This is a genomic window from Bradyrhizobium sp. B117 (genome assembly GCF_038969555.1).
In the GTDB taxonomy this organism is placed as follows: domain Bacteria; phylum Pseudomonadota; class Alphaproteobacteria; order Rhizobiales; family Xanthobacteraceae; genus Bradyrhizobium.
Genome location: NZ_CP152414.1, coordinates 8,209,466 through 8,228,765, shown reverse-complemented (window position 1 = coordinate 8,228,765; position 19,300 = coordinate 8,209,466). Strand labels below are relative to the sequence as shown.

Here is a 19,300-nt window from a genome sequence, read left to right as displayed (position 1 = left end):
AATCTCGCTTTGCGCGCACTGGATGGGCGCTGGAAAGGCAACATTTATACGCGGAAGGCCGTTTTGGGCAGACCTTTATTCCCGACCGACACGACTGCGCAGACGGACCATTCGTCTGGTTAAATGGGGCTGCGCCTCATGCGGGGCGGCTATCGTGAGTTGCTCCGTTACAAGAACAAAGACCAGCGCAATCCCGAGCGCTAGTCCAAATCACGCGTGCACGTGGGTTCAATCGAATCAAAGTTGAGGCGAGCTCTCGACACCGATAGTAAGTCGGGTCGTAAAGCATGGCCTGACAGCTGAATGATCAATGTTGGCGTCAGCCTGCCGTACCATGAAGGCTCACGTCGTGTAGCTGCTCCCGTCGGCGGCTACAGTCTTTAGAAGAAGGTCAAAAGCCGAGGCAGTAGATCGCCGAACGATCGGCGATGGGGTGTTTTGCGTTCGGTGCGGATGCGTGCTGATGCAGCAACGCAGGACCACGCCGGCCAGGCGCCCGTGCAGATTGCCGAGTTCATCGCTCGACAAATGATGTGCTTCTGTCATCTCGATCAATTGCCCGAAATGGTGGGAGACACTAATAGAAAAGCGTGCACTCCGGGCCGGAAGTTGGACCGGCGAAGCCGAGATCCGCTTTTAGCTCAACATCGTGCTCATGTACGGAAGGGTTCGAGAGAAAAGCATCGGGCCATCCTGAAACGTCTTCTGATAATACTATGCAAGTTCGCCCGTAGCGGAGCGTATGACGAGGCGGAGCGTCCAGTATTCGGGCAGTGCTCATGGATCGGTCCGAAAATCGAGTTCAATTGCACGCGTTACCTCGATGATGCTTTCTGGATGGCCGCCGTTCTCGAAGAGAGCATATCTCAGAGCTTGGCTGCGGCTGATAAACAAGCCGCCAAAGGCGCCCCGTCGTTCGCGGGCGACCCAGTTACCGGCCCGATCTCGGCCAACGAGAACAACCCGTGGGGAGGAGCCAGGCGAACGGGGCTCGACGGGCGACTTATACTGCGCATGATGGAATGACATTAAGGATCATCTTCGTCGCGGCCCGCATAAGCTATTGCGGTTAGGTCGTGCCAAGCACGGCTGGTGTAGAGTACTTCAATTGCGGACCGGGTTCTCCTATCAGTTTTAGCAAGTGGGAGAGTCGCGGAAATGCGTGGCGAGAGCGCGGTGACGTCAAAAGCGGCGCGTGGCCTACTTTTGGTCTGTAGGGAGTGGGTGTCGCAAGGGCGGACGTCGATCGCTGCAAAAACTTCGGTTTGTCCCGGTCTGCCCTAGTCATCTGGAACGCAAATTCGTCGCATTAGTTGATTGCTCGAATCTCGAGAGGAGAGCGCTAGTGGCGAATGCAGGTGTACGAGGCCGGCCGATCGCGCCGTTGGTGCTTAGTCCGCAGGAGCGGACGTACTTGGAGAGGCAAGTTCGTCGTCATCGTGTTGCCCGGTCGCTATCTGAGCGTGCCGCGCGGTCCTGCGATGCGCGGATGGATCGCCAAGCAAGTCTGTAGCTGCCGAACTCGGTCTTCACGAACACACCGTTGGCAAGTGGCGCCGCCGATTCTTGAAGGATCGCTGTGATGGCCTGCTTGACGAAGCCCGCCCTGGCCGCCCTCGAACCATCGACGACGATCAGGTTGCTGAGGTAATCGAGCGGACATTGCGTACGACACCGCCCGACGCGACGCACTGGTCGATCCGCTCGATGGCTGCGGAAACTGGCTTTTCTCACACCACGATCCGCCGAATGTGGACCGCGTTCGGCTTGCAGCCGCACCGCAGCCAGACATTCAAGCTGTCGAGCGATCCGCTGTTCGTCGACAAGGTGGGCGATATTGTCGGGCTTTACCTGTCCCCGCCGAACCGAGCCCTTGTGCTCAGCATCGATGAGAAAAGCCAGATTCAGGCACTCGATCGCGAGCAGCCGGTCTTGCCGATGATGCCTGGGGTGCCGGAACGTCGTACGCACAGCTATGTGCGGCATGGTACGACCACGCTGTTTGCCGCGCTCGATGTCGCCTCGGGATTCGTCATCGGCAAATGCTACAAGCGCCACCGCGCAGTCGAGTTCTTGAAATTTGAAAGAGATCGATGCTCAAGTTCCTGAAGGCCTCGATGTCCATATCGTCATGGACAACTACGCCACTCACAAGACACCCAGGATCAAAGCGTGGCTCGCCCGTCGGCCGCATTATCATGTCCACTTAACGCCGACTTGCGTCATGGATCAATCAGGTCGAGCATTGGTTCGCTGAACTCACCAGAAAAGCAGATCCAGCGAGGTGTTCATACCTCCATCAGGCAGCTCGAGGCCGACATCCGTACCTTCATCGACCTGCACAACAACAACCCGAAGCCCTTCAAATGGACCAAGTCCGCTGACCAGATTTTGGCTTCCGTCAAACGCTTCTGCCACAAAGAGACCTCTTCCTCGAACGTGGCAAAATGCCGGACTCAGGTCCTTCCTCGAGCGTCCGTTCTCAAGAAAGGCACGTCGCCCGCTTGGATCGCGCCGCCGATACGATCAGCGCTGTCGCCTGAGCGTCGATACTGACGGGAGGCGAGGGGTGTTCGCATGGCGCGGGCTTCGAGAGGACAATGTTAGGTGACAAAACCCGTCATCATAGATCAGCGGGGCTGCAGATATCGCTTTTCAGCCAATCCGAGTTCGTCATACCTCAGAAGCTCAAAGATCTCACTGACTGGAGCAATATGAGATTCAATGCTCGCAACGCTCTCGTGAGCTGCGATACTATCACAGACCCGCCGCATTGCAGCTGCGGCAGCTCGCATGGAGTGATTGGCCCAGACGACCGTGGAGATGCGCGCATCGCGGTAGGCAGAGACTGGCGTTTGAAAGTACGTTGTCGGAACAATCACGACAGGGAGCCGGTACCGCCACTCGGTGACGAACGAAAGTATCTCGTCCGCGGTACTCTTTCGCGAGTGAATCAAGATTGCATCGGCTCCCGCGTCGGCATAAGCGTGAGCACGCAAGATAGCTTCGTTCAATCCGCGCCCGGCGATCAGCGCTTCGATCCTGGCCACGACAACAAGGTGTTCAGCAACCGTATCCTTCACAGCCCGCAGACGACCTGAGAATTCATCGATATCGGCGAGCGGATGCCGTTCACCAATGAGCGAGTTCAGCTTCGGGAAGCAGCTGTCCTCAAGCGAGACGCCCGCCGCGCCAGCCTGATGAAGCTTTCGTGCGAGGAGGCGAGCATTGTTGAAATTACCAAAGCCGCCATCTCCGTCAACGAGCACAGGGAGCTCTGTAGAGTCCACTATGCGTTCGACGCTCTGGACGAGCTGGGTCCATGAAGCTTCATTGGCATCGCGATAGCCGAGCGAACTGGCAATCGACAAACCAGAGGCCCAAAGCCCCTTGAATCCTGAGCGCTGGGCGATCGTGGCAGACAGGCCATCATGTGCTTCCATCAGAAAGGCGAGCTCATCATTCGAGCAGACCTGGGCGCGAAGCATTTCGACAGACGACTGCCGAGCGCATTGACGACCCGCCGTAAGCCGAACGGCTTGTGGTTGATGCTGCATGCCAAACCCCCGCAAGCCGATCCTCGATTGCCGCCAACGTCACCGTTCATATCTTTTTGGGGGAGCGCCGATCAATGACCAGCATTGGTAGTTTTTTGAGACACGCGGATTTTTATAATTGCGTAGGAGTGGCGCCGAACGCAAAGCTTCCGCTATGGGACTGATTAGGGTCCCTAAAGGCTGGAAAGAAGGGCCTTGGTTGCAAAGGAATGACCTCGGTTCGCGAGCCTGGTCCTACGGCCCAAGGGAGAATTCCCCACTCCTTGGCGGGGAGGAGTGCTTAGCGAGAGGGTGATATCCGGCTTACATAGAGTTGGACAGAATTCCGACAGCCACGATTGTCGTAATGCTGATGTCGTGTTTACGACACATGTCGCAAGCCTATTGACAGGGCTGCACTGCGATGGCGGTCTCGCGCGAATGTCGCGGCAATTGCCGAAGAAGTCATCCCGCCTCGCCGTGTTTGCTGGCGCCACTGAGTGGCATCGCATTTGCTGATGCCTCTCCTGTTCTGTAAAGTCCAGGAGGAAATCATGGCGGATGTGCAAGAGGTTTTGCTGTCGGAACGGGAAAAACAGTGTTTGCGATGGATCGAGCAGGGGAAGTCATCATGGGCAATCGGAGTCATCCTGAACGTGAGCGAGAACACTGTCAACTTCCATGTCAAGAACGCGATGCGAAAGTTGGAAACGACCAGCCGGACGCAGTGCGTCGTTAAGGCGCGGCGCTTGGGTCTTATTTAAAGTGCCGGCCGCGGCAGTTGTCGCTCATGTAGATCTAGCAACGCGTGGGTTGCTCCGGCGGAATGCGAGGCGGATTACGCGCCGCAGCTGTGGAGCTAAAGACGCTGTTACTCTCAGCAGGACGTGCTTCTATTTTCGCCGCCGATCGTCAAAGGGCGTCGCTGTCGATTTGGGGGCAGACGATGGGGTCGATGCTTAAGGGCCCTAATCGGAGCTGGACAAAAGCCGCTACCAAGCTCCGCCGTTTCCGAGCGGGTTTGGGCTTCCCAAATACAACATGACGAGCGGATAACTTGCCAAATGCGCTTCCTTGAGGATTTTCTCGGCAGACCCGTTCGTTTCGACAGGGCGTGACGTGCGGTTGACATCGGAAGACGAGCAGCCAAAGCGTAGCCCTGCGAGCGTCTTCATGCTTGAGAAAGCATGTCAGGTATTTTCATGCAGGCATGCTCGGATTGATAATCCTCCTCCAGGCTGCGCAAAGGAGTTCATGGCCGCCCTGTTGTTCAACGTCGATGAAGGCCATCCGCCGGCCCTGGATAAGGGCGGCATGTTCGCGGCTCCGCAACTGTTCTGCAAACCGGTGGTGCGCGACCAGTGAAAGCGAATATCAAAACCTCATCTGGGCTGAAGCCTTGCGGCGAAATTGTCGTCGACGTCAGGATTTTTTGTCGCTTGCACGATGCGGCCGTAGCTAGACCAGGCGATACAGAAAACGGGCACGTGACCAGCGCAGCGATTCTGGGCATCTCTTGCCGACCGTCTTGATGGCGGGGAGACTCTTCGCTAGATCACAATGGTTCAATATGGAGATGCCGCCGTGGCAATGGGTATTGTGAAGTGGTTCAACCCGACCAAAGGTTATGGGTTCATCAGGCCTGAGGACGGAAGTCCCGATGTCTTCGTGCACATCAGCGCCGTCGAAAAGGCCGGTTACACCACCCTCGAAGAGGGGGCCCGGCTAAGTTATGAGCTCAAGACCGGGCGTTCGGGTAAGACCTCAGCTGAGGATCTACGCGTTGGCTGATCTGACCCGCCTCCGGACACTGCTCTACAAAGCGACCGGAGGGTGATCCTGCCTGCTTCCTACCATCCTTCTGCACTCGTCTTGGCAGTGCGTCCGCTACGTGGTGCTTGCGCTGTCTTTTCCTGCGCACCGGCCAGAGAAATACGGAAATCCTGGTCGGGGCCGATGCCGAGTGGATTGCTGGCAAGATTGCCGAGAATGGCTGCAATCTCCTGATCGCTGGCGGCACGGCCATCAATAGCGCCGGCGGCTCCGGGCGTGGCACCATCGGGCAGGAACTGCAGCGCACCAATGCAGTCGCGGCCGATGGCGGAGAGCAGGCTGTAAGCGTCGGGGCCGTCAGCATGCGCACGTTCAGCGACGCGTTGGCGAATGTCGTCATTGTCGGGCAGAAGATTGTCAAAGACAGCGACGACTGGATCGCCAATATAACGATCCTCGCGCAGAGGCAGCGACACCGAAACAGGGATGGCATTTTCCCACGCGAGCCACTGCCTATCGTAGTGGAAATCGATTGCGCCGCTGCTCTCGCGTCGCAGCCGGCCGACCAGCCGCGTGTTGAGGTAAACATTGAGCGGCGCCCGGGCAGGACGACGCGCCATCAAAAGAGATCCTCAATCGCTTCAGCCGTTAATTTGGTGCGCGGCCGGATGACGAGCTCGAGGTCGAGCCCGGCCAGCGCATCCATCAGAATGCGCAGCTGCGTTGCAGGTTCGCCGGCCTCGAGCTTCGAGACTGTCGCTTGACGCGCATGTATCTTCTCACCCAGGTCACGCTGGGTAAGCTTCTTCTGCCGCCCGAAGCGTCTGATTCCAGCGCCAACTTGTTGTGGGGTGCGGGCGATCGTATCCATCAAATCACGACACGCGAGTGCGTATATGACCTCAATATGCGCGTTCGCGAATATCTATCGATTATTCGCGTCCGCGTATTTGGCGAAGTGGTGACGATGCGGTTGTATCTCGCGCGCCAGCAACTCCTTGAAAGGGAAGAATTACACAAATAGATTCAATGGCATGACTTGAGGCCGGATTGTTCCGCATGTAAAGACCGGACATAAAACGATCCGACTTTCGGAGCCCTCGACAGACTGAGCTGGAAAGTTATATTAGAACATACTAAGAACAAATTGATCTTCCGGTTGTATTTTCGAAACCCACTTTCAATAAGGTTGTCCGGCACATCATGCGTTTAGCGCCGCCATCTCAGGAAGTCGGGCCCAGGAGCCGCGTCATTGACCTTGTTCCGCCATTTGCATGACGACGCGTTTTTGGCCTTCTCGCGCGATCACAAGCACCTGTACGCGGCCTGTCTGCTCGACCTCCATGAACGCTTCTTTTCAGGCGCGCCGTCGTTTCCGACCCCCCAGCAGGTCGTCCATGCCATCTATGACGTCATGCGCGCCAACCCCGCCCTCTGGAATGAGGGCGATGATTTCGGCAGCCTGCCGGAAATGATCTCCGCGGGACGCCGCCGGATCCGAAAGGCCGACGTCGCGCTCGCTTCCGAGAAGGGCGACAAGGCACTCGGTCTTGCCCGACAACTGTATGCAAGGCTGCTCGCCTGGGGATGGCTTGAAGAGGAGGAATACGGGCTTCGCGTTACCGTGGACATGGCTATGGGACCGCTGCTCGTGATCCAGCGACTCGCAAGCCTCAACAAGGATCTCTCGCAGCGATTCGGCGGCTTGATAGTGCAAATCCGCCTCAACCTGGAGGCGGTCGAAAAACTGAGGCCCGAGATCACCGACCGCAAGCAGCGCGAAGCCGCGCTCGCCGTCCGCGAGGCGCGCAATCAGGCCGACCAGTTCACGAAGAGCCTGCGTGCCATTCTGGCCGACCTGAAGCGCGTCCGACGAACCGTCATGGAGTCGAAAACAGTCGCTACCCGGCTGGAAGCCTTTTTCGAGGAGTTCGTCGACCAGCTCCTGCTGAAAGATTTCGAGTCCATCCTCACCGTCAACCATCCGTACCGCTTCCGCGACGCCATCGTCGATCTCGCGCGGAGGATCTCCTACACCCCGCAAACCATGCAGGTCCTCGCCGAGGAGTACACAGCCTCCAGCATGGCAGCCGACGTCGAGGACGGCCGAATGGCCGCGGCCGACGACCTGCTGGCCATCGAAAGCATCTTCGATCAGATCGGCGAGATGTTCGATAGGATCGAGGCCTTCCGCAGGCAGCTCGAAGCCCGGGTTCGCAACACCATTAAGTACGCCGAGCGGGGCGGGCAGGGACTCGTCGGCCGGGCCGGCGACCTGGTGCGGCGCCTGGATGCCCTGCTGCGGGACGGCAGACACTACAAGGCGACAATCGAATGGAGCATCGAGCCGCTGCGGTCCCCCTGGTCCGAGCACCATCAGGCGCCGGCCAGGCAGCCGCGCCGCCCCGTCGAGGCAAGGGAGCTCGCCGAGCCGCCGTCGGACCCGCTGTACGAACTGCGGAAGAAGCTCCGCCTCGAATATATCGCTCGCATCGCGCCCCGCCCCGAGGATGTCAGACGATTCCTGGAGGGCCAGGTGCCGCCATTTGCGACCAGGGAAGCCCGCTTCATGGAAATCGATACCGTGGACGACTTTCTCGCCTTCGATTGCGCCCGCCGATATGCGTTGACGGGCGAGATTCCGGCGCACGTCGCGGCCGGGTTCGATCTGGAGCCGCGCCCAGACACGCCGCCCCACGACAGCGAATGGCTTCGGTGTGCGAACTTCGTGGTCAGGCGATCCGGCCCCCTCCGGAAAGCAGAGGCAGCCCGTGCTCAGTGAGTTCGAAAACATCGAGCGCTCCTACGGCGCGGAGAAGGCGGCAGACCTCCGCAAAGCGCTGCACTTCCTGCTGCGGCGGCAGTTCGTGTTCGCTGGAGATCCCCGGACTGGGACCATCTACAACACGATCATGGATGGCCGCTTTCGCGAGGTGGTCGACGCCTTCTTCGACAGTTGCGGATACAGCGTCCACCGCGATCCGGAGGCGCAGTGGGCCGGCATCGTCGCCATGGACGAGGACGTGCCGCTGCCCCGAATGAAGCTCGACGAAACCATCGTCATGCTGGTGCTGGCAGCCTACTGGCAGCAGGAGGTAAACGTCGGAGCGGTCGAGGACCGGGCCGTCGTAGTGGCCACTTTGAACGACCTGTTCGATCGCTACCGCGAGATGGCGCAACACGGCGGCGGAGGCGCGATCTCGGCCGCCCGCTTCCGCGACATCCTGCGCGAGGCCGCCCAACGCAGTTTGGTCGAGATCGGTGATTTTGACGACGAGCAGCAGGACTGCGAGATCAGGATCCGCCCGATGATCAAGCTGATCAGTGGCGGCGATGCTCTCCAACGGCTTGAGCGCTACGTCCGCAGCGAGGAGGCACGGTTTCCGCAGCCCGCAGGAGACGAGGCATGATGGAGCTACGCCACCTGACCATGGTAAACTGGCACCTGTTCGACGTCGCCGACATCGACGTGACAGGACACGTCGGGGTCCTGGGCGAGAACCGGTCCGGCAAATCGACAATCCTCGACATGGCACAGGTCGTTCTCACCGGCGGGAGCCGGCGGTTCTTGCGCCTGAACGCGGTCGCCGGCGACAGCGGAAAATCGCGCAGCGGCTCGAAGCGCAGCGTCGTCGATTACTGCCTTGGGACCCTCGGCGAAGACCAGCGCCGTCGCGACGAGGCGCGCACCTACGTCGCGCTAGGCTTCGAAGACAAGGAAGGCGATCGACCGCCGGTCACGATCGGCATGGCGTTTGAGGCGCGCAAGTCCGACAGCAGGGAGACCGTGCTGGCACTGTTCGTCGCCGTCGGGACCGTTCTGAGCTCCAAGGATTTCATCGAGCAGCGAGGAAAGTCGCAATTCCCGGCGCAGTGGGATGACGTGCGCGCCCGGATCGTCGCTGCGGTCGGCGAAGGCAACTTCGTCAATCATCGCGACCGGGCCAGCGACTACGTCCGCGAGTACATGCGCCATCTTCTGCCGCATTCGCCCTATGGCGAGCAGAACGCCAGCGCGCTGCAGAAATCAATCGTCAACGCGATGACGCTCGACCACAACCAGACGGCCACTCAGTTCGTGCGGAACTACATCCTCGAGGACAGTCCGATCGGCATCAAAGAGCTGCGCGAGTCGATCCAGACATACCGCAACATCAGCGAAACCATCCGAAAGATGCGCCTCAGGCTCGAAGCCCTGAGGGCGCTTCGGGGCGTCCTCGGCACACTTGAAGAAGCGCTCGAGACCAAGTTCAGGGAGGAGTGGATCGCAAAACGCGCGACTTGGCTCGCGGCGCGCGCGACAAACCTGGACTTCAAGACCAAGCGGCGTACCGAGATGGCGCGCCGGGACGCGGCAGCAAAAGAACTCGATTTCATCGACGACGACGTCAAGGCCATCGATAACGAGATCGAACGCCTCACGGCCGCGATCGCCGAGCACGATGCCAAGACCGGCAGAAAGTCCCTGCAACAGACCGCAGACGTGGCCGGGCAGGCGGCGCACCGCGCCTCGGCGGAGTTCAAGGCTCGCATGGAGAACGTCCGTCGCCTGGAGCCGCTACGCGCGATGTGCGCGGACGGTTTCGAGGACTTCGTTCCTGCGCTTGAGCGTCTTCTGACCGCCACCGCCGGGGCCGACATCGGGCGCGTCTCCGACGAGCTCTCCGCGGCCGAGAAGTCCTTCGCGGTAAGCGGCGCGAAATGGCTGCCGAAGATCGACGAAGCGCGTCAAACGATCATCGCGGAGCTTTCCGGGCTCCGAGGCCGCCGCGACGAGGTGCTCGAACGGATCCGACAGCACGCCGCCGGAGGCGCGCGCGCCTATCTCGGCGATGACACTGAACTCCTCTGCCGCAGGCTGCGGCAGAGGGGAATGGTCCCGCGCGTGCTCTGCGACATCATCGAAGTCGGCGAACCCGAGTGGGTAGGAGCCGCCGAGGCGCTCCTCGGCCGCGACCGGGAGGCCGTGTTCGTGGACAGGGCGGATATCAGCGGCGCCACCTCAATCTTCAAGGAAGGTCGCCGCGAGTTTCGCCATGCATCGCTCGTGAGCCTAAACAAGCTCGAGCAGTTCAGGGCCAAGCCGGAGCGCGGCACTTTCCCCTCGATCTTCCGGAGCCAGGATCCGGACGCTATGGCCTTCATCATGCGCCGCTACGGCAATGTCCGCCTCGCGGACACGCTCGACCAGTTCAACAGGCCCGGCCGGGCCATCATGAAGGACGGCCTCTACGACGACGGACTCGTCAGGACCCATCGCTGGATCGAAGCCGCGCAGCACAAGATTGGAAAGGCGGCCCAGGCGAACGCCCTGCGCTCCCTGCAGGATCAGGCCGAGGAACTGGATCGGCTTCAAACGGAAAAGAGCAAGGAGACCCAGGCGGCAGAGCAGGCCTTTGCCGCGCTGAAGAACATCTGCGAGGGACGTGACGATCTGAAGGCGTGCGCCGCTGCCTTCGCGGCCGCGCAGACCGAGATCGCCGAAGCCAAAGCGAGGCTCGAAGCACTCGACGGCGCGGGCGACGGTGGACTTCGCGACAAGAAAAGGGCCCAGCAGAATCTGAAGAAGAAGAGGCTCGATGAGCAAAAGATCCAGCAGAAGGCGTTCGGCGAGCATGACGGCGAGGTCAGATCGGCGGAGAGGAGGCTCGGAGAGGGCGAGAACGTGCCCGGCTCCGAGCTCAACCTGCGGGTCGCCCGGTCGATCTATCGCAGGTCCTTCCCGCTCTACTCCGCCGCGAAAGGCAGGATCGTCTACCGCCAGCGCCTCGATGCTGCAGCCCAGAAGGGCTTTGCGGAGAAGCACCGCGCCATCGCGGACAGGGCGCTGAAGGATGCGGACGCCTCGGACGCAGAGCGCGCCCGCATCGAGCGGCGGGTCCGCGAGCTCCTTTACGATTACTTCGACCAGTTCGGGATGAGCTCGCAAGTCGGCGCGGAGAGCGAGCCGCTGCGGGAGGTGAAGCCCTGGATGGAGCAGCTCATCGCGGATATCGAATCCAACGAGCTCCGCCAGTACGAACGGCAGGCGCGGGAAGCGGCGGAAAAGGCCTCCACCCTGCTGCGCGGCGAGTTCATCAACGCGCTCACGGCCCGGATCGGCAAGATGGAGCGGGAGCTGCAGTCGTTGAACCGCAGTCTCTACGCACATCCCTTCCACAACGAGCGCTATTCATTCCACCGCACCCAGGTCGTGGAATTCCAGCCGATCCTGAAGATCATCGAGATCGCCAAGACGTCCCCGGAGGCGCTCGATATGCTGTTCCGGGGCGACGTGCCCGATGACTTTCCGCACAAGGATACGATCGTCGCACTCGAGGCGCTGCTTGAGGACCCCGACAAGGATTTCACCCAGTTCGAGGACTACCGCAACTTCTATACTTTCGAGATTCACATGGAGGATGTAGCTACGGGTCGTTCAACCCGCTGGGAGCAGCGGCGCGGCACCGGGTCCGGCGCCGAACAGCAGGTGCCCATCTACGTCGCTATCGGCGCTTCGCTGGCCGCCGTCTACGGCAGCGCCGAGCGTCGCACGGGCAAGCCCGCCGGCTTCGCCCTCGCCATGTTCGACGAGGCCTTCTCCAAGATGGACGGCAAGAACCAGCGGCAGATGATGAGCTTCTACAAGAACCTGGGGCTCCAGTTCGTGATCGCGGCGCCGTTCGAGAAGCGGGTCGCCGTGCTCGAGCACATGGACACCATCGTGGAGGTGGACCGCATCGGCGAACAGTCCAGGGCCACAGTGGTGGAACTGAAAGAGAAGGCCAAGCGCGAGCTGATGGCCATCGATCCGGACCTGATGTCCGAAGATGAGCTCGCCACCCGTCTGGCCGCCGAGTAGCTATGGCGCGACGTTTCACGGACGCGATCGGCCTGCTGAACGACCTGCTCGATCGCTTCGAGGCCGGGGCCGCAAGCCCAATCGCCCACCCCGACTATGCCGCTTTCTCGTCGGTAGTCGCGGCGGACGCTTTCCTGAAGCAGATCAAGAACGCCGAAAGTGCCGGCTCGATCTCCATTGGCTGGGGCCGCGGCGCCAAACGAGACCAAGTGGCGCATGTGCGGTTGGCCTCGGCGGAGATCTTATACCGATATCTGGGCCGCACGCCGGCGTCACGCCTCGCGGAGGACGCCGCCGCGCGGCTGGAAGCCGGATTGGCGCTGAACCAGTCCCTGAAGAACAGCGGCTCTCAAATCGCAGAGGTGTGGGCGCGGGGTAAGACGTGGCATGGATTCGCTTCGTCCGATGTCGACACGCTACGCCACGCATTCGTTCTCGCCCACGCGATCCTCGATAACAAGCATCTGGACGTCGACTACAAAACTTTCTCGCGACGTACGGTGGGGCACAGCAAGATACTCGAGCGCATCGAGGGTGCCGTGGTCCGGCTTTTGAACGGCTTAATGGACTTTCCGCCTGGCGCCCGTCCCCGCGATGCACTGCGAGCGATCGGACTGGAGCGCTTCGCGCCGCCGCTGCTGATCGCGGGCAAGATCGACCTGGACGGAGCCGATCTTTCCACGATATCTCCGCATTATCTCGGAATCGCTCCCAAGGAAGCAGATCGCGTCCGCTTCCGAGAGCCGCCGGCCTACGTTCTGACGATCGAAAACTTCGCAAGCTTCAACCGGCACATCGCCGAGGCAGACCCCGGCCGATTAGGAACGACCATGTATGTCGGCGGGTACCCCTCGCTTGCCACCCAGCAGGCGCTGCGGACGATCGCAGGATTGGTGTCCGAACAGACGCCGATCTTTCATTGGTCGGACATCGATCCGGACGGCACCTGGATCTTCCACACCATCGAGCGCGCCGTCGATCGACCGATCCGTCCCCACCTCATGAGCGTCGAAGTTGCCGAGCGCTTGGGACAAGTGCCGTTCAAAAAATCGGCACCCGCTCGATGTCCACCGGACTCCGGTATCGCGGCTCTGGCAGCGTACCTGGCGGAAGATGGAGCCAAGACGCTCGAGCAGGAAGAACTCGATCCAGTCCTGCCAGAGCTTCATTAGAAAATGCGCGCGGATCAACGCGGTGTCGATCCCGATGAGCTTCGTCGGTCGATGACCTCCGTCGGTCTTTGTGAACAACACCTGCGTTCCGCAGCGCGAACGCCATGACTAGGGCGGCTCCTTGCCGTACTTCGACAATCTCATTGGCACCACGGCGACAAGGCCCCGAAGCACCGCCGCTCGCCTCCAGCAGTGAAGAATGGGAATCTCTTATAACCGGGTGTTAATCCGTTGATTCGCCTACGAAGGCCCCAGCCGATCAACGGTTTGTAGACAATCACCGAAACAAGACCACTAACGTTGGTGCCGTCTCCATAAACGAAGCGGCGATGATCGCATCGCCGATCGACACTTGATGTCGTCCTCGGTGGTGATGCCGATCTCGACCTTAGCCGGGTGCCAACGCCGCTTTAATGCCGGCAAGATGCCCCAGGCCAGCCCGAACAGACATTGTTGAGCTAGCCGCGCGATGGCTGGTTCGTGGCCGAGCGCAAGCACAATTTGCTCGCCCTGCAGCGGTAAAACCATGATCGGAGCCCACAGAATGATTGCAAACCCATAGCCCCATGCGCACTGGGCGCCGTACCAGAGCTCCGTCCGCCGCACCACATGCTTGGGCCGCGAACGGACCTGCCGCCGAGATCACCGGCTGCGAAGGTCACGCCGACCGACAAGATCATGCCGGCAAGCGCGGCTGCCGCCACTGCCTCAGTGCCGATATGGCCGATCCAGGCTAGATCCGTCGCCATCATCGTGATCTGTCCGAGCTGCGTGAGCGCGATCGGCGTGGCGAGTGTTGCAGTTGCGGAGAGTTCGTCGGTGAGTTGACGGCCAGCTACCCATTTCGCCAGCCGACGAGGCCGCGATGCGGGCGTTTTTTCTGCTGTCTTCCTCATGAACACGCTGCCCCGGATTGCGCGCTTCAGCTATCCTTTTCCTCGCTGACACGATCTTATCGCTGAGGTCGCGTTCGCATCATCGGCGCCATGGCCAGCGATAGCAATTCTCATAGAACAACGCACCGCTCAAAAATGGTGAGAGCATTCTGGCCGATGTCCGCAAAATCTTCTCTATATTGCCTGCTGCAATAGTGAGCGCTGCTATCACCGTAGCGGTTGCGGCTTTGGCTGTCTCATTCAAGACGTCGTTTGTTTAAAAAACCGACAACAGCACCGCCGCCAACTACATGCTGCGGGCAACTGACATCGTTTCTTCATAAAAGCGCTCAAGCGGCATTGGCATGCCGGTTGCTTGAACATGTGACGAACCACTTTTGACTATGATACTCGTTCGGCATTCGGTCGAGGTATTCAGATGAAACTTGCTTAATCGGTGGCAGAGGTCTCCTGATGCGCTTTCCAAACCGTGCGGCTAACTCTGCCATCTTCGGATCGCGCTCCGGTTTGCCGGGCCGGAATCCGATCGTCTTGTAAAGGACTCGCGACGAATGGCGGTCCTCAACAAGATGGCGTACACCAGGGTAAAGGCGTATACCAGCACGATTGTTTGCGTCACTTTTTGGCCGGTGACCCAAGCGCGCGCATCTGCGAGATGCCGAGCCTGGGTTCGTAGAGCTGCGCGGGCGGCCTTCAATCAGTGCTTTGCAGATGGTCAATGAGCTGATGCAGGACGATTGGGATCTCGATAAAATAGTCAGGCAACAGGACGAGCTCAAGGTCAAGCTGCTTCGCGCCCAATCGGTTGTCGAGGAATGTAAGGCAGGATTGGCGGATCTGGAGCGGAGGCTTGAGCGTCGAGCGGTCTCATCATCGATCGATGAGCGCCAGCGCAACCCTGCGGCCAACAGTTCAATACGTAACGCCCGACCGCACAAATCCCGAAGCGTCGATGATTCTGTTGATCAGAATGCTGGTGTGGCCTTTTCGAGTCGATCATGGGACCGCTGAAAACTGCCGCCGCGCCCATAGCGGCGAAAGGTTTTGTCGCGGAGTTGGTGAAGATCTCGAGACGCATGGGGTTGCGAGCCCAGCGGGCGAACCGGACAACCAGGTGCGGCCCTGTCGATAGGCTAGGCTTTTTGGCTGATCGCGATGCGTTGGCCAGGGGATGCGCGCAGAGTAGCACCACATACGTGACGTCGCCGCGTCTTTGGCTAGAGCCTCCTGTTCCGGGGGCTGTGCACGGAGATGTCCAGAGTCGAATGTCAAAGCTCGCCACCTTGAGCCAGTTGGGTCGTTTTGTCCGTCTTCAAAGCGTTCAAATTGCCGGTAGACGTGTCTCGAGAGGGGCGCGAGAGGGCGCGTTCACTGACACGCTGGTCCGCTATGACCGTGGAGCAAGGCATGCGATGACGGGCGGTGCTGACCGCGGAAGCCATGCCTCATCCGGCATCGCATGGAGGATGATGAGAACTGGCTGACTATGTCCGCAAACGATCCCAATGCACCGAAAGAGGGCAGGTAACGGCAGTCACCTAAATTCTTGAAACGCCAGGAAGAGGTTTCCCAGGCGAATGCGATGTGGTGCTGTCCGCGGCCTCGTCAGCTTCTCGAAAGCTTCTCCGAATAGGGACTGGCCCAGTGATCCTTGACGAGGAAGGTGGCATGGACTCGCACGATTTCGCCATATCCAATGCCGCACCTCCGCTATCGGTCCAGCACGCCGTTCTAGACGATCACCAACCGAACCAAGCGCGAGAAGATGCCTTTGAGCAACGACTGGATGCGGCGCGCGCGGCCGATTCCGCTGGTCTTGCCCGGCGCCCCGGCCGCAAACCTCCGCCGAATGTGTCGCGCGCCGATTTTGATTACATTCACGAGATGATGAGCGGTGTCAGTAGCTGTCGCCGTTGAGGCGAGTAATCATGCCGACGAGTTCCAACGTCGCTTTTCGGTCCATCCAGCTAAAACAAAACGTCGCTTCGCAATTCGGAATCGGCGGCTTAAGTTCTTCACGGACGGCGAACTCCGGCCGATGCTCGACTGTTGATTGTTACCCACTCATTGTCTCGGCGGCGTTGCACCGAGGAGGGAATGCGCATGGCTTCGCGGTACTTCGCGACCGTGCGGCGGGCAATATCAATGCCCGAGGCGCGCAAGCGTTCCACGATGGTATCATCCGACAGGATCGCCGAGGGTTCTTCCGAATCGATCAGCTGCTTGATGTGATGACGCACCGCTTCGGCCGAGTGCGCCTCGCCGCCGTCGGCCGAGGCGATTGACGCCGTGAAGAAATATTTCAATTCGAATGTGCCGCGATTTGTCGCCATGTACTTGTTGGCGGTAACGCGCGACACCGTGGATTCATGCATCTGGATGGCGTCGGCGACGGCCTTCAGATTCAGCGGCCGCAGATGCGCGACGCCATGGGTGAAGAAGCCGTCCTGCTGGCGCACGATCTCGGTCGCAACTTTCAGGATGGTGCGGGCGCGCTGATCCAGCGCGCGCACCAGCCAGGTCGCATTCTGGAGCGCGTCGGTGAAATAGGACTTGTCGCCGTCCTTGCCGATCTTCTTCGATAGCTCGGAATAGTAGGTCTGGTTGACAAGCACGCGCGGCAAGGTGTCGCTGTTGAGCTCGACATGCCAGCCGCCGTCGGGACCCGGGCGGACATAGACGTCGGGCACCATGGTCTGCAAGCGGGCCGAGCCGAACTTCATGCCGGGCTTGGGATTGAGCCGGCGGATCTCGCCGATCATGTCGGCGATGTCCTCGTCGTCGACGCCGCAGAGCTTGCGCAAGCTCGCGATGTCGCGCTTGGCCAGCAGATCGAGATGCTCGACGAGCGCCTGCATCGCGGGATCGTAACGGTCGAGCTCGCGGAGCTGGATCGCCAGGCATTCGCTCAGATTGCGCGCGCAGACGCCGGGCGGATCGAATTTTTGCAGCACGGCAAGAACGTCCTCGACGTCCTTTTGCGATGCGCCAAGACGCTCGGCGGCCTGGCCGAGATCGGGCGGCAGATAGCCGGCCTCGTCGACGAGGTCGATCAGGTACTGGCCGATCATGCGCTGCGCCGGCGCGGAGAAGGCGACCGAGAGCTGCTCGGCGAGATTCTCCAACAATGTTGTCTCGGCTGCGACAAAAGCTTCAAGATTGTAATCTTCATTACCTGAGGCGCGGCCACCCCATTCGGCATAGGTGGTCGGCGCCGGGACCTGCGCGTTGCACGCGACCGCCTCGGCCGGCTGTTCGGCGCTGACCTGATCAACCTCAGTCAGGGATTCGATGCCAGTTGCATTGGCACTGGCGCGCTCAAGCAGAGGATTGCGCTCGAGCTCCTCCTCCACGAAGGCCTTGAGATCGAGATGGGCCAATTGCAGCAGCTTGATCGCCTGCATCAACTGCGGCGACATCATCAATGACTGCGAATGCCGTAACTCTAATCTCTGCGTGAGCGACATGAAGCGAGAACCAATACTGAAGCTAACCGCGTTTTGCTCATCTACTCAGGAGCTGATCCACGCGCTTTGATGCCGCGCAAAAAGCAGATCCGAGGTGTGATTCTGGTGCAAATGGCTGGAGGGACGGCAGATCCTATCGAGGCGTCCCTCCGGAGGGCCCATGTGCGCGCCACCACTCGAGAAATAGATACTAGCTGGTGGCACTGTGACTCGAGCGCATGGGCTGGCCCAGGCACTTCGGATGACGATAGTCCTGCAGACGGTGAATATCTCTTTATCCTGGCAGTACGGCAGAGGTCGGTAGATTGCCCCAGAGCGACTAAGATTTGGAAGATGAGCTCGGCACCAGCAAGTTCCGCAGCATATTGTTTCCAATAGCCTTTAAGTCGACGAAATGCCGCACGAGCGAAAGTTGGTGCTGATTCAGTGCGCGGGCCTCGGCGCAGATTACATCAAACATTAGCGTCGGGTCTCTGACATTGCTTGGGAAAGCTATTTCAAAAGAGCCTGCGCGCGCGCCCGGCTGGAATGAATGAGGCGCAGGCATAGTCCTTGCTCAAGCAACCCGGATGACGGCAATGCGGATCTGCTGCGAGCCATATCCTTGGTCTGTCGCTTGGCGGGGTCACCCGGCTGGGTCGGCTAAAGAAGAAAGACTTTGGTGCGCACAGTCGTTCAGGCGTTGGCGCCTCTGTTGAAGACGACAGCCCCGCTAACGCAACAAGCTCAGCGCGAATAGAAACTCAAGCTGCGGAATAAGGCAGCACACCGAACCATTTCACCCAGTACGGCGAGGCTCCAATGAATAAAGTTCTCAGGGAGGCCAAGACTGTTCAGCTTGTGTTTCACAACGGTGGCAGCACACCTTTTGAGTTCGTGATGGATTTGTTACGGGAAGGGGCCGGCGGGCGTGAGCCTGATGCCCGCGCAGTGACCATTGCCCGACAGGGCAAGGTCTCCTGCGGCCCTTTTGAGCCATCAATCGCAAGGGTGCTTCTCGATAGGCGCAGGAACGCATCCAGGCTGGGGGACATCCGCTGCAGATCACCAGCGAGCCAGCCGGCGAAACAAAGGCGCCTCATTCGTCGGAAATGCAATTTAAATGGGCGATCGATGCGCTTAGCGATCTTGTCGGCAGCTTCCCGTCCGCTGCCAGATGACGGGCCTATGCCGGTGAATGCGGTGACCCACAGCCAGTTACACCACGCCCAGTGACACGATCTTACGCTTTCGTCAGAAAGACTGTCCCGGCACAATTACGGCCTCGCGGACAAGGTATCGCGAGATTGCTCTGTCAGGGAGAGCATCAGTGGCAGCCCTACCAGCACCGCTGGATTCAGCGCTGAGCATGGCTGCGTCATTCTCTCAAGCCTGCTTAAGGTCGGACTACAAACCTGACGCAGATCGATCAACTGGCGGATCTGTTAGTTTGCGCTAGTTACGCCAAACTCTTGCCGCATCGCCTTGAGATGGGGCTGTTCGCATGTGGGTGCACAAACGAAGAAAGCGAAATCTCAGACAGTTGCAGCGGGTAGAGCAGATTTGCCGGGCTGAAGCGGCGCGTGCCCACTTGGATCTCGAGCGGAGTGGGCTAATGAACATCGCAAAAGACTGC

General features: G+C 60.0%; 13 protein-coding genes and 2 pseudogenes. 9 read left to right on the top strand and 6 right to left on the bottom strand.

The window, feature by feature from the left end; translation table 11 throughout:
• Positions 1-1,345: 1,345 nt before the first annotated feature.
• A pseudogene (locus tag AAFG16_RS39570) lies at positions 1,346-2,421 on the top strand (IS630 family transposase); the annotation flags it as partial.
• A 209-nt stretch (positions 2,422-2,630) separates the two neighbouring features.
• Here AAFG16_RS39570 and aepX read toward each other — a convergent pair.
• Entirely contained in the window at positions 2,631-3,488 is an 858-nt protein-coding gene (gene aepX / locus AAFG16_RS39565; RefSeq protein ID WP_271608644.1) for a phosphoenolpyruvate mutase, read from the bottom strand.
• 617 nt (positions 3,489-4,105) lie between these two features.
• Between aepX and AAFG16_RS39560 the strand changes: the two are divergent.
• Positions 4,106-4,300, top strand: a pseudogene (locus tag AAFG16_RS39560) (helix-turn-helix transcriptional regulator); the annotation flags it as partial.
• Between the two features lie 820 nt (positions 4,301-5,120).
• On the top strand, positions 5,121-5,327 hold the full coding sequence (locus AAFG16_RS39555; RefSeq protein ID WP_342734119.1) for a cold-shock protein: 207 nt from the start codon (positions 5,121-5,123) through the stop codon (positions 5,325-5,327).
• A 59-nt stretch (positions 5,328-5,386) separates the two neighbouring features.
• Here AAFG16_RS39555 and AAFG16_RS39550 read toward each other — a convergent pair whose 3' ends face one another.
• Entirely contained in the window at positions 5,387-5,929 is a 543-nt protein-coding gene (locus AAFG16_RS39550; RefSeq protein ID WP_342734117.1) for a HipA N-terminal domain-containing protein, read from the bottom strand.
• Positions 5,929-6,180, bottom strand: a complete 252-nt coding sequence (locus AAFG16_RS39545; protein ID WP_342734115.1) for a helix-turn-helix domain-containing protein — start codon at positions 6,178-6,180, stop codon at positions 5,929-5,931. The genes AAFG16_RS39550 and AAFG16_RS39545 overlap by 1 nt, the downstream gene beginning before the upstream one ends.
• A gap of 381 nt (positions 6,181-6,561) precedes the next feature.
• Between AAFG16_RS39545 and AAFG16_RS39540 the strand changes: the two genes are divergently transcribed.
• From AAFG16_RS39540 to AAFG16_RS39525, 4 genes are read left to right on the top strand one after another with little or no spacing between them, the layout of a single operon-like run.
• Positions 6,562-8,091 carry a Wadjet anti-phage system protein JetA family protein gene (locus tag AAFG16_RS39540; RefSeq protein ID WP_271608587.1) on the top strand — a complete coding sequence of 510 codons (1,530 nt, stop codon included), beginning with the start codon at positions 6,562-6,564 and terminating at the stop codon, positions 8,089-8,091.
• Positions 8,081-8,719 (top strand): DUF4194 domain-containing protein, encoded by a 639-nt coding sequence (locus tag AAFG16_RS39535; protein WP_342734112.1) that lies wholly within the window; start codon positions 8,081-8,083, stop codon positions 8,717-8,719. The genes AAFG16_RS39540 and AAFG16_RS39535 overlap by 11 nt, the downstream gene beginning before the upstream one ends.
• Complete coding sequence (locus tag AAFG16_RS39530; protein WP_342734110.1) at positions 8,716-12,150, top strand: SbcC/MukB-like Walker B domain-containing protein; 3,435 nt, start codon at positions 8,716-8,718, stop codon at positions 12,148-12,150. The genes AAFG16_RS39535 and AAFG16_RS39530 overlap by 4 nt, the downstream gene beginning before the upstream one ends.
• 2 nt (positions 12,151-12,152) lie before the next feature.
• Positions 12,153-13,322 (top strand): Wadjet anti-phage system protein JetD domain-containing protein, encoded by a 1,170-nt coding sequence (locus AAFG16_RS39525; RefSeq protein ID WP_342734108.1) that lies wholly within the window; start codon positions 12,153-12,155, stop codon positions 13,320-13,322.
• Positions 13,323-13,616: 294 nt separating this feature from the next.
• Here the strand turns inward: AAFG16_RS39525 and AAFG16_RS39520 are convergent, their stop codons facing one another.
• Entirely contained in the window at positions 13,617-13,850 is a 234-nt protein-coding gene (locus tag AAFG16_RS39520) for a hypothetical protein (protein WP_271608583.1), read from the bottom strand.
• A complete protein-coding gene (locus tag AAFG16_RS39515; RefSeq protein WP_342741042.1) occupies positions 13,781-14,071 on the bottom strand; it encodes a hypothetical protein in 291 nt (96 codons plus the stop codon). The genes AAFG16_RS39520 and AAFG16_RS39515 overlap by 70 nt, the downstream gene beginning before the upstream one ends.
• An 858-nt stretch (positions 14,072-14,929) precedes the next feature.
• Between AAFG16_RS39515 and AAFG16_RS39510 the strand changes: the two genes are divergently transcribed.
• Complete coding sequence (locus AAFG16_RS39510; RefSeq protein WP_271608582.1) at positions 14,930-15,229, top strand: hypothetical protein; 300 nt, start codon at positions 14,930-14,932, stop codon at positions 15,227-15,229.
• A gap of 657 nt (positions 15,230-15,886) precedes the next feature.
• Positions 15,887-16,135 (top strand): hypothetical protein, encoded by a 249-nt coding sequence (locus tag AAFG16_RS39505; RefSeq protein WP_283081783.1) that lies wholly within the window; start codon positions 15,887-15,889, stop codon positions 16,133-16,135.
• Positions 16,136-16,233: 98 nt separating this feature from the next.
• Here AAFG16_RS39505 and rpoN read toward each other — a convergent pair whose 3' ends face one another.
• The gene (rpoN, locus tag AAFG16_RS39500) at positions 16,234-17,685 is read right to left on the bottom strand and encodes an RNA polymerase factor sigma-54 (RefSeq protein WP_342734105.1); all 1,452 of its coding nucleotides are present in this window, start codon (positions 17,683-17,685) and stop codon (positions 16,234-16,236) included.
• Positions 17,686-19,300 lie beyond the last annotated feature (1,615 nt).

Coding starts and splice junctions, on each gene's coding strand:
- AAFG16_RS39505 (WP_283081783.1), top strand. CDS start 15,887: ATGGACTCGCACGATTTCGCCATATCCAATGCCGCACCTCCGCTATCG.
- rpoN (WP_342734105.1), bottom strand. CDS start 17,685: ATGTCGCTCACGCAGAGATTAGAGTTACGGCATTCGCAGTCATTGATG.
- AAFG16_RS39520 (WP_271608583.1), bottom strand. CDS start 13,850: ATGGTTTTACCGCTGCAGGGCGAGCAAATTGTGCTTGCGCTCGGCCAC.
- aepX (WP_271608644.1), bottom strand. CDS start 3,488: ATGCTTCGCGCCCAGGTCTGCTCGAATGATGAGCTCGCCTTTCTGATG.
- AAFG16_RS39510 (WP_271608582.1), top strand. CDS start 14,930: ATGGTCAATGAGCTGATGCAGGACGATTGGGATCTCGATAAAATAGTC.
- AAFG16_RS39515 (WP_342741042.1), bottom strand. CDS start 14,071: ATGGCGACGGATCTAGCCTGGATCGGCCATATCGGCACTGAGGCAGTG.
- AAFG16_RS39530 (WP_342734110.1), top strand. CDS start 8,716: ATGATGGAGCTACGCCACCTGACCATGGTAAACTGGCACCTGTTCGAC.
- AAFG16_RS39545 (WP_342734115.1), bottom strand. CDS start 6,180: ATGGATACGATCGCCCGCACCCCACAACAAGTTGGCGCTGGAATCAGA.
- AAFG16_RS39525 (WP_342734108.1), top strand. CDS start 12,153: ATGGCGCGACGTTTCACGGACGCGATCGGCCTGCTGAACGACCTGCTC.
- AAFG16_RS39550 (WP_342734117.1), bottom strand. CDS start 5,929: ATGGCGCGTCGTCCTGCCCGGGCGCCGCTCAATGTTTACCTCAACACG.